Source organism: Staphylococcus sp. HMSC34G04 (assembly GCF_001838765.1).
GTDB lineage: Bacteria > Bacillota > Bacilli > Staphylococcales > Staphylococcaceae > Staphylococcus > Staphylococcus epidermidis.
On record NZ_KV838750.1, the window covers coordinates 1 to 365 of the forward strand.

Annotated in this window: 1 protein-coding gene; it reads left to right on the forward strand. The window is 33.4% G+C overall.

Going from position 1 to position 365, the window contains the following annotated elements; genetic code table 11:
• A partial coding sequence (locus HMPREF3241_RS09300; RefSeq protein ID WP_176746667.1) for an oleate hydratase occupies nucleotides 1-365 on the forward strand: 365 nt, incomplete at both ends.

A 365-nucleotide genomic window follows, 5' to 3' on the forward strand; every position in this document is an offset into this window, starting at 1 on the left:
ACATTATGGAAAAATTTAGCTAATCAAAGTCCGGAATTTGGAAGACCTGAAAAATTCTGTGATCACATTCCAGATAAAAGTTGGCTCGTATCTGCAACCACAACAACTAATAATAAAAAAGTAATTTCTTATATTGAAAAATTAAGTAAACGTGATGTGTTATCTGGACGTACCGTTACTGGGGGTATTGTAACGGTAGCAGATTCAAGTTGGCAACTTAGTTTTACAGTCAATCGTCAACAACAATTTAAAGAGCAACCTAAAGATCAAGTAAGTGTATGGATATATGCATTATACTCTGATGTTAAAGGAGATTTCATTAAAAAACCAATCACTGAGTGTACAGGTAGTGAAATCTGTCAAGA